Annotated in this window: 6 protein-coding genes; all 6 read left to right on the top strand. The window is 49.5% G+C overall.

The genetic code is table 11. The features are described 5' to 3' along the window. The first annotated feature begins 87 nt into the window (after window positions 1–87). The 6 genes from ACETWG_10695 (at window position 88) to ACETWG_10670 (ending at window position 7,676) form a co-directional block, all read left to right on the top strand. Window positions 88–927: a T9SS type A sorting domain-containing protein gene (locus tag ACETWG_10695; GenBank protein ID MFB0517052.1), complete on the top strand. Its 840-nt coding sequence runs from the start codon at window positions 88–90 to the stop codon at window positions 925–927. A gap of 681 nt (window positions 928–1,608) precedes the next feature. After that, entirely contained in the window at window positions 1,609–3,114 is a 1,506-nt protein-coding gene (locus tag ACETWG_10690) for an alpha-N-arabinofuranosidase (GenBank protein ID MFB0517051.1), read from the top strand. Between the two features lie 662 nt (window positions 3,115–3,776). After that, the gene (locus tag ACETWG_10685; protein ID MFB0517050.1) at window positions 3,777–4,142 is read left to right on the top strand and encodes a hypothetical protein; all 366 of its coding nucleotides are present in this window, start codon (window positions 3,777–3,779) and stop codon (window positions 4,140–4,142) included. A 539-nt stretch (window positions 4,143–4,681) separates the two neighbouring features. Next, window positions 4,682–5,485: a FlgD immunoglobulin-like domain containing protein gene (locus ACETWG_10680; protein MFB0517049.1), complete on the top strand. Its 804-nt coding sequence runs from the start codon at window positions 4,682–4,684 to the stop codon at window positions 5,483–5,485. Window positions 5,486–5,803: 318 nt separating this feature from the next. After that, window positions 5,804–6,343: a hypothetical protein gene (locus ACETWG_10675; GenBank protein MFB0517048.1), complete on the top strand. Its 540-nt coding sequence runs from the start codon at window positions 5,804–5,806 to the stop codon at window positions 6,341–6,343. Between the two features lie 127 nt (window positions 6,344–6,470). Beyond that, window positions 6,471–7,676 (top strand): tetratricopeptide repeat protein, encoded by a 1,206-nt coding sequence (locus ACETWG_10670; GenBank protein MFB0517047.1) that lies wholly within the window; start codon window positions 6,471–6,473, stop codon window positions 7,674–7,676. Window positions 7,677–8,519 lie beyond the last annotated feature (843 nt).

Raw genomic sequence — 8,519 nt, 5'->3', positions numbered from 1 at the left:
ATACGCCATAATGAGCCTCTACTATGACTGGCAGCTGTTTTTTTTGTTGTGCAGGATTATAAAAAGAAAAGAAAGGGATGCAGGACGATGAAGATAGATAACTTACCTCGCTTTCTAATAGCATGGTTGGTGGTGGCACTTTGCGTTCTCCAGGCCCAGACCGCCTCCACAGACTCCCTGGTCATCTACAACAACTCGTTCGAAGTCCCGGAGGATACTACCGACTGGGTCGGTCTCGGCTACTGGATGTTCGTTGAGGATCCGGCTCCCGGTCAGGGCTCGCGTTCGTTACTGGTCGGTGGGGGTTGTCTCCAACCGGCAGCCTGGATTGATATTCCCTGCACAACGGGTGACGGCACGTATCGACTTTCCTTCTGGGGTAAGGCCGGTGAGGTTACACCTGGTAGTGGTTGCGTTGTGGTTGGGCCGGCGGATTGGTATGCCCCAGCCACTAAGATGGTTGAGGTCTGTACTGATTCCCTGAATTGGACCTTCTATCAGGCCGAGAAGGACCTCCAGATCGGCGGGATTGATTCCTTAAGGATTCAGATATGGGTCGGTGGGATCATATACGATGACATGCAGATCGATAACCTGGAGGTAGTGAAATACCCACTGCTCGGTACGGGTAGGGCTGAGCCAGCACCGGCTGCATTTTACCTGGCCCCGGCCTTTCCTAATCCCTTCAATCCCACGACAACCATCCGTTTCGACCTGCCGATGGCGGGTGAGGTGTCGCTGATGGTATACGACCTGCTGGGGCGGGAGGTGGCTCGGCTGGTGGATGGTTACATGGAACCGGGCTATCACCAGACGCAGTGGAATGGCCGAAATGTAGATGGCTATGAACTCCCCTCCGGCATCTACATCGCCCGACTAACAACACCGGAGTACAGCAAAGCGGTTAAGATGCTTTTATTGAAATAGCGCACGAAAAGTCCCGCCGTAGGCGGGGGTGCTGCTGAAGTAAGGTGTATATGAAGGTTCCAAGTACCGAAACCAGGCTGTGTGCTACCTGCCATAAGAGCATTCCTCGTGATGAAGCGGAAGGTGTTTGGCTCAATCCCCTTTGGCCCCTGTTCTATGGCCCATTATTGGGGTACCGCTGCTGGAATTGTGCCAGGCATCTGCGAATCCCCTATCTTGTGGCGTTCGTTATAGCGGTTATTCTTTTACTGCTTCTGGTCATCAACTGACCATTATGCCCATCCGATTACACGGGCTCAATCAAGTCCATCAAAATGATGCCATTAAATAGCATTATGGACAGTCCCGCAAAAGGCGGGAGTGCTGCTTATGCGACCCGCAGGGTCATCATGAGCCTGCCGAAGGAGTAACCGAAGGATCGAAGCGATGCTCGGATTCCCGCAATTGCGGGATGAACTCCATTGAACCATCGAGACAGGCTCCCTTTTCTTTCAAGCTTGAGCTACCTAACTTTATAAAAATTGGATGCTGGTCGAAAAACTTCCTACCAATATACCAGCTTCGCGACGGCGTAATTGAGAAGGGATAAAAGCAATGATACCTATTTATGATTATAAAGTGTCCCGGCCTGGAACGCCGCTGATTCTACTATTAACCTCGGCAGCAGTGCTGCTGTCGATGATGACCTGCGGCAAAGACCGGGCCACTGAAAACAGGCTGGTGATCCACGCTGATCAGGGGCGGAATATTATTAACCGGAATATATATGGGCATTTTTCTGAGCACCTGGGACGCTGCATATACGGCGGCATTTGGGTCGGTGAGGACAGTTCGATCCCGAACACTCGCGGGATTCGCAACGACGTAATCGCGGCGCTGAAACAGATCAAGGTGCCGGTGCTCCGCTGGCCGGGTGGCTGCTTCGCCGATGAATACCACTGGAAAGATGGCATTGGTCCCCACGAGCACCGGCCCACCATGGTCAATACCCATTGGGGCGGCGTGACCGAAAACAATCACTTTGGCACCCATGAGTTCCTGGATCTGTGCGAACTGGTCGGTTGCGAGCCATATATCAGTGGTAATCTCGGCAGCGGTACCGTTGAAGAGTTGTCCGACTGGGTAGAGTATACTACTTTTGACGGTCGCAGTCCCCTGGCGGACCTTCGCCGCCGGAACGGGCGGGACGAGCCTTGGAAGGTGAAATTCTGGGGTATCGGTAATGAAAACTGGGGCTGCGGCGGCAACATGCGAGTTGAATACTATGTCGACATTTATCGTCGATATCAAACCTATGTGCGGGCATTTGGTGCGAATAAACCTTTCAAGATCGCCAGCGGCTCATATGGTGAGAATTATCGTTGGACGGAAGAGATGATGGAAAATGTACCGGGGTGGGCCATGCAGGGCATCGGCGTTCATAAATACACTGTATTTGAGGACTGGGACAAGAAGGGATCTGCTACCCAATTCGGTGAGTACGAATGGTTTGGTACCTTGCAAAAGACACTGGCGATGGACAGCATTCTTACCAGACACGAGGCCATCATGGACAGGTATGATCCTGATGGCAACGTGGCACTTTTAGTAGATGAGTGGGGCGCCTGGTATGATGTAGAACCAGGCACCAATCCCGGCTTCCTGTACCAGCAGAACACCTTGCGCGACGCACTAGTGGCTGCCATCAATCTGAACATTTTCAACCGTCACTGCGACCGGGTAAAAATGGCCAATATCGCCCAGACGGTGAACGTGCTCCAGGCCATTATCCTCACCGAGGGTGAGCAGATGGTCCTTACCCCCACATACCATGTTTTTGACATGTTCAAGGTGCATCAGGACGCCACCCTTCTACCGGTAGAGCTGCGCAGCAGGGAGTATCGGTACGGCGATGAGGCTATCACGGCCCTGCAGGCCTCGGCCTCGCGCGATGCTGATGGCAAAATCCATATCTCGATCTGCAACCTTGATCCCCGCCGGCCCGCCGAGCTCACCTGCGAGATCCGGGGCGCCAAACCGAAAGGTGTGACCGGCCAGGTGCTCACCGCTCCTGCAATAAATAGCCATAACACCTTTGACAACCCTGAAGCTGTCAAGCCGACGATTTTCGACGCAGCGGTGCTGAATGGCAATGAGTTGGTGGCTACCTTACCGGCCAGGTCAGTGGTGGTCCTGGAGGTTTTCTGATTACCGGACGTTGCTCGCTGTATCTGTCCCTTGTCCAGCTCAAATAATAATCGTCAGTCCTTATGGGATATTAACGGTCTACGACCTGCTCGGGAAAGAAATCGAGGTACTGACCAGTGGTCGTTCCGCGGCAGGCAAGCACCGTGTCACCTGGAACGGCTGGGACAAACTCCGCCGCCATGTGCCCACCGCATCTAAATTGCCCGGTTGAGCGCTCCGGAGTATTCCAAGTCCATCAAGATGCTGCTGCTGAAGTAGCGTCTCAAAGCAGTCCCGTCTACAATCCCGCCAACAGCGGGGCTCAGGCCACTGCGCTCCCGTAGACAAAAGAAAACGGCTGACAAGAACGGCTGACGAAAATCCCGTCTAGGGATTACAAGTCCGCTGCACTATGAGGAGAAAAATCCCTACCTGTCCAATAAAGTGTAGATTCGCGAAACTTTCCCTAATTAGCTTGCCACTTTACAATACGCTACGTACTTTGCGCTAGTAGTCTTCTGACGAAGACTTCTATGTTAATTGATAGACTATGGTGCAGCTAAGGCACTTGTCGTCGTCCTGCCCGATTAATCAAGCTTCACATCTGTAGTCATCCCGGCCTGACGAGTGCCTAAGGGCACTGACATTCATCAATTCCTACAGAAGCGTAGGTGGATATCATAATGAATAGTTACCTGAAACCTACTGTGTTGATAGTATCTGTGATTCTTTTCTTCCCTAGCTGCGAAGAACCAGAGGAGAATTCCTGTTATGACGAATACAACATCTGCGGCGAAATGAATCCAGACTGGTTCATGGAGTTGATAGAGGAAGCTGAAAGTGAGCTTTATTACATGGGTAGTGTGATTTATCAGCATGAATATAGGGGCAGCTACCTGTTTCATTTCGAGATACCCGTCTCTTCCTGTGCTTACTGCCGAATCTACGATTGCGATGGACATCTTAAAGAATGGACTAGCCAAGAACAGTTCGAAGACTATCTGAACAACAGGAAAGATGAAAAGGTAGTTTGGCATTGGCATGACTAGTTTACTGATAGAGTCCCCTCCGGCATCTACATATCCCGGCTGGTTACGCCGGAGTTCGCGAAGTCCATCAAAATGGTGCTGTTGAGGTAGAGGTGAAGAAACTTCTCTCCTCCTTGGTAATCTGTCTGCTTTTAATAACTACGGCAGAGTCACAGTGGTCTCGAGCAGGTTTTCCGGGTAAATGGATCGGGGCTGTATTTGTGGAAGGAGGAGGTATTTTTACCGCTATTCGCGACTCTATCTATTATTCTCCTAACGATGGACTGAGTTGGGACACATTAGCAGGAATAGGAACAATTGATATATTCGCATTTGACTCTATTAACGATACTCTTTTCGCTGTCAGCGCATGGGATTGTGCTGGATTCTGTCCTCCTGCTCCATGCATTTTCCGCTCTTGCGACTATGGTGTGTCTTGGGATTCTGTTTTCTCAGCATATTATGGGGCAACTTCAATCCAAGCGAGTAATGGATATATTTTTGCGAATCCGTTCGGCCAGCTTTATCAGTCACCAGACAGGGGTACTAGTTGGAACAGAGTGCCATCAGACACAGTGGTGTCTGGAGGCATTCTTACCCTCGTTGCTGAAGGCGGAATCCTCTATGCCACAGGAAATGATGAGGGGATATACCGCACAGTTGATAATGGAACAACCTGGACCTCTATTAGCTCGGATTTGCCCATAAATGAAGTGTATTCACTGGTGGCCAAAGATTCGGTTCTGTTTGCAGGGACAGGCGGTAACGGAGTATACCGTTCACTCGATAATGGTTTGAGCTGGACGTCCGTTAATGCTGGTCTGCCAGGCAATGCTATCGTAGCGAATCTAAAGTTGTTTGATAAGGGGCTTTTTGCAGCTATTGGTGATAAGATATACCTAACGCTTAATAGTTGTGCGAATTGGATAGAGGTCAGTGAAGGTTTAAACCTCGAGGGATATAGCTATGTGACTACTCTTGGTGCCAATAGTGACTTTCTCTTTGCAGGTACCAACGATGGAATTTGGCGTCGACCACTTATCGAGTTGTTATCAACGGAAAATATCTCCGAGGGTTATTTACCGAAAGCGTATTCGCTCAAGCAGAACCACCCCAATCCCTTCAATCCCGCCACCACCATCCTTTACGAGCTGCCTCATGCCAGCGAGGTCTCATTGATCGTCTACGATCTCCTGGGTAGGGAAGTTGCGACACTTGTAGACGGCTACCAGGAACCGGGCTACTATCAAGCCCTGTGGGATGGCCGCGACCAGACCGGCCGCTCAGTTCCCTCCGGCGTCTACATCGCCCGATTAGTGACCAAGGGTCACAGCAAGTCCATCAAGATGCTGCTGCTGAAGTAGCGTCTCAAAGTAGTCCCGTCCACGATCCCGCCAACGGCGGGATTCAGTTCATGTACCTTCTGTCGCTACAACAAAAATGGGGCAGGAAAAGAGGGCAAGTATTTGCCCATTGGTGCCCACTTCCTGACTCGTTCATTGCCTAGTCTGCAAGTAGCTTATTTAACCTTGCTCTCTATCAACCACCATCATTCGTAAGATATTGCTTGTCAATTTTGATGCGGTCATGTAGTTTAGGATAGCATTGACATAACTGAGTAAGAACTCACCCTGCTTTGTTATATCGGGACGTTGTACAACCAGCGAGTCGGAGGTACCAGGATGAACCCAAAGACAGACAACCAATATTGGATGAAGCGGAATTTCCTGAAGGCACTCGGCGCTTTGCTGCCGATCTTCTTAATTACCTGTGACCTATTTGAAGAGGAGCATCCGTTCCAGGGTATCACCGTTACAACCGTTGATAGCCTGGGAAACATGATCATTCTTAAGGAAGATCCGGATGACTGGAGAATTCAGTATCGACCTGAACCTGATCCAGGACCCCCATTACTAGATGAGATCGGGCCCAGTTTCCCCAATCCCGCGGTTGACTCAACCACGATCCTCTCCGCACTGGAGGAGTCTACCTTTGTATTCATCTGGATCGTAGATCGCGACCAGAAAGTGGTGAAGACGCTGGTCAATAAAGGCAGGCAGGCAGGCTATTGGAAAGATGTCTGGTACCGGGAAGATGACTCAGGCCGACGGGTTGCAGCAGATACTTACCGGTGCAAATACCAATGGTTCCGGCAGAAAAGTGTTGATTCGGTCCTCACTCTCGTGGAAGCATACGGGCATGGGGACATACGAGTTGAATAACATTTTATCCAACTGCAATGCCGGGTGGACACAAGGCCATCAAGATGGTGGTGCTGAAGTAGGATGAAAATTCCCGAATCCAAAACTCCCAACATTTAATTATGGAACAAAGGGAAGGACTAGGCACATGCAACTGAAGCAAGTACACTACATTATTATCCTGCTATTCTTTCTGGTCATAACCCTTCGAGGACAGAGATCAAGTGAGGCGATCGCAGTTGCAGATAGCCTCATCAGTGAAGGGAAATACTGGTCCGCGATAGGGTTTTTGTACGAGGTCGATCCGGACGATACTAATCCTACCATATCCCTCAAAAAGCAGGAGATCGCTTTCGAATACTATATATACGCAGTTGGTGGCAGTATCTTCTCCCTATCTGATTTCGTTGGACCAATAGATATTACCTTGGTCAGAGGCAAAGCCGGTGAATACCAGGCTGTAGTCTTTCGCAGCGATTCAGTATTCACCAGTATTATCAGCCAGTATCCAGAGAGATGGGAGGGTCCCTATGGTCTTGGGATGTATTATTACTGGTGTTCTAATAACTGCGGATGTTGTCTGGAGGGTTGTGAAGGACTGATACCACGCGCCGCTGATTATTTCCTGGATGCACAGCGGTTGGGTGCGGATGATAGCCACTCCCATTTTGTCATTGGTCTTAACTACCACTATCAAGGCAACCTTGAAGAGGCGGTACGTTGTTACAATCTATCCATTGAAAGAGATTCGGATTTTCCAACGAGCCACTATAATCTGGCGCTTGCTCAGTTATCCCTAGGCAATGTGCAAGATGCTCTGAAGCCAGCCCGGGCAGCATGCACACTTTACACTGACAAGCATTTAAAAGCAGATGCAGTCTCTTTGCTCGGCAGTATACTAAAGGACCTTGGTAACATACCCGAGGCAATTAAGGCTTATAGTTCGGCTCTTGCTATCGATCCTCATCATGCAACTTCAATAAACCTTATTCTACTTTTAATGTTTGAGTTGAATGACTGGGACGGTGCCTTTGATGTAACCCTCCGATATATCCAGGAAGCTCCATCAGATTATCAGACCTACCAGACAATAATTCAACCCTGGTACCGAAGTTCCAAGCCTCTGAATATTATAGACGTGATGGACCAAGCCCTCGCGCCTACTACTGATGTATCTGAAAGAAGTGTCATCACATTTTTTTGTGCGGAGTTCTTGAAGGTATTAGGTGAACCCGGTAAGGCGCTTGAACGTTACGAGCTTGCCGATAAACTATTGCTCGATGCAGGTGATGCTCATCTCGATTTATTAGAAATTGCTCAAGAGCAAATAACGAAACTTCGCTCAAACCGATAAAATCCTTTTGGAGACCTGATCTTTTGAGGAATTGGTACATACCAAACTATGCGAAAAGGCTCACCTAGACTCAGTAGGGAATTTAGATTTGAGTACCCTCCGGCTTTTACATGTCCCGGCTGGTGACGCCGCAGTATCGGTAGTTTATCTTCCTTTTTACCCTTCGCGTCTTTGCGGTTCATTTTTTCCCCTTCTCGCGCACCAGGCGCACCAGGCGAACGACAAACCGTTGACATTGACTTATATTCCGGCACTATGTTGATGCCGCCGCCATATCAGCCCGCGAGTGCTCCCGCTCCGTTGGATATGGAGTAGAAAATTCTACACTCCAGATTCACGCCTCCCGTCGGGTGAAAATCTTAAAATGCTGAATTTTGTATGGATTTTGTTGAATTTCCCGCTAGCCCCTGCCCCGACAGGGGATACCAAGGATAAGACTACAGATAGACCCCGGCACGGCGCGATTTACTTATTTAATTAATTTGAGCCTGGTGGAATAGCGCGAATTATTTCCATTCATGTTATTAGGAATATCTACGCAGGGGCATTATATAGACAAGATATAGTGCTTCCAATTGATGCCGCTGACTGTTACACGTAACACGGTTTTTATCTAAATTCCTGCTAACCGGCTTCTAAAGACGGTATGGTTTCATTAAAAATAATGGCTGGGCTGCTGGCGATAAACCCGAACCGGGAGGTCGTATGAACACAGAACCTGAAATCCCGCCCACTGAGAATCATTTAGATGTTGCGGCAGGTATCCGCAAGCGGATTGGGACGGTCGCAATCTTTTTCGTCCTGATTGGGGTTATCCTCTTCCTGGCCGCCGGCCGGCTCAAC

Source organism: Candidatus Neomarinimicrobiota bacterium (genome assembly GCA_041862535.1).
Taxonomy (GTDB): Bacteria; Fidelibacterota; Marinisomatia; order SCGC-AAA003-L08; family TS1B11.
Note: the sequence above shows the minus strand (reverse complement) of the source record. Positions and strands in the feature narration are given on the sequence as shown.

Coding starts and splice junctions, on each gene's coding strand:
- ACETWG_10690 (MFB0517051.1), top strand. CDS start 1,609: ATGACCTGCGGCAAAGACCGGGCCACTGAAAACAGGCTGGTGATCCAC.
- ACETWG_10675 (MFB0517048.1), top strand. CDS start 5,804: ATGAACCCAAAGACAGACAACCAATATTGGATGAAGCGGAATTTCCTG.
- ACETWG_10670 (MFB0517047.1), top strand. CDS start 6,471: ATGCAACTGAAGCAAGTACACTACATTATTATCCTGCTATTCTTTCTG.
- ACETWG_10695 (MFB0517052.1), top strand. CDS start 88: ATGAAGATAGATAACTTACCTCGCTTTCTAATAGCATGGTTGGTGGTG.
- ACETWG_10685 (MFB0517050.1), top strand. CDS start 3,777: ATGAATAGTTACCTGAAACCTACTGTGTTGATAGTATCTGTGATTCTT.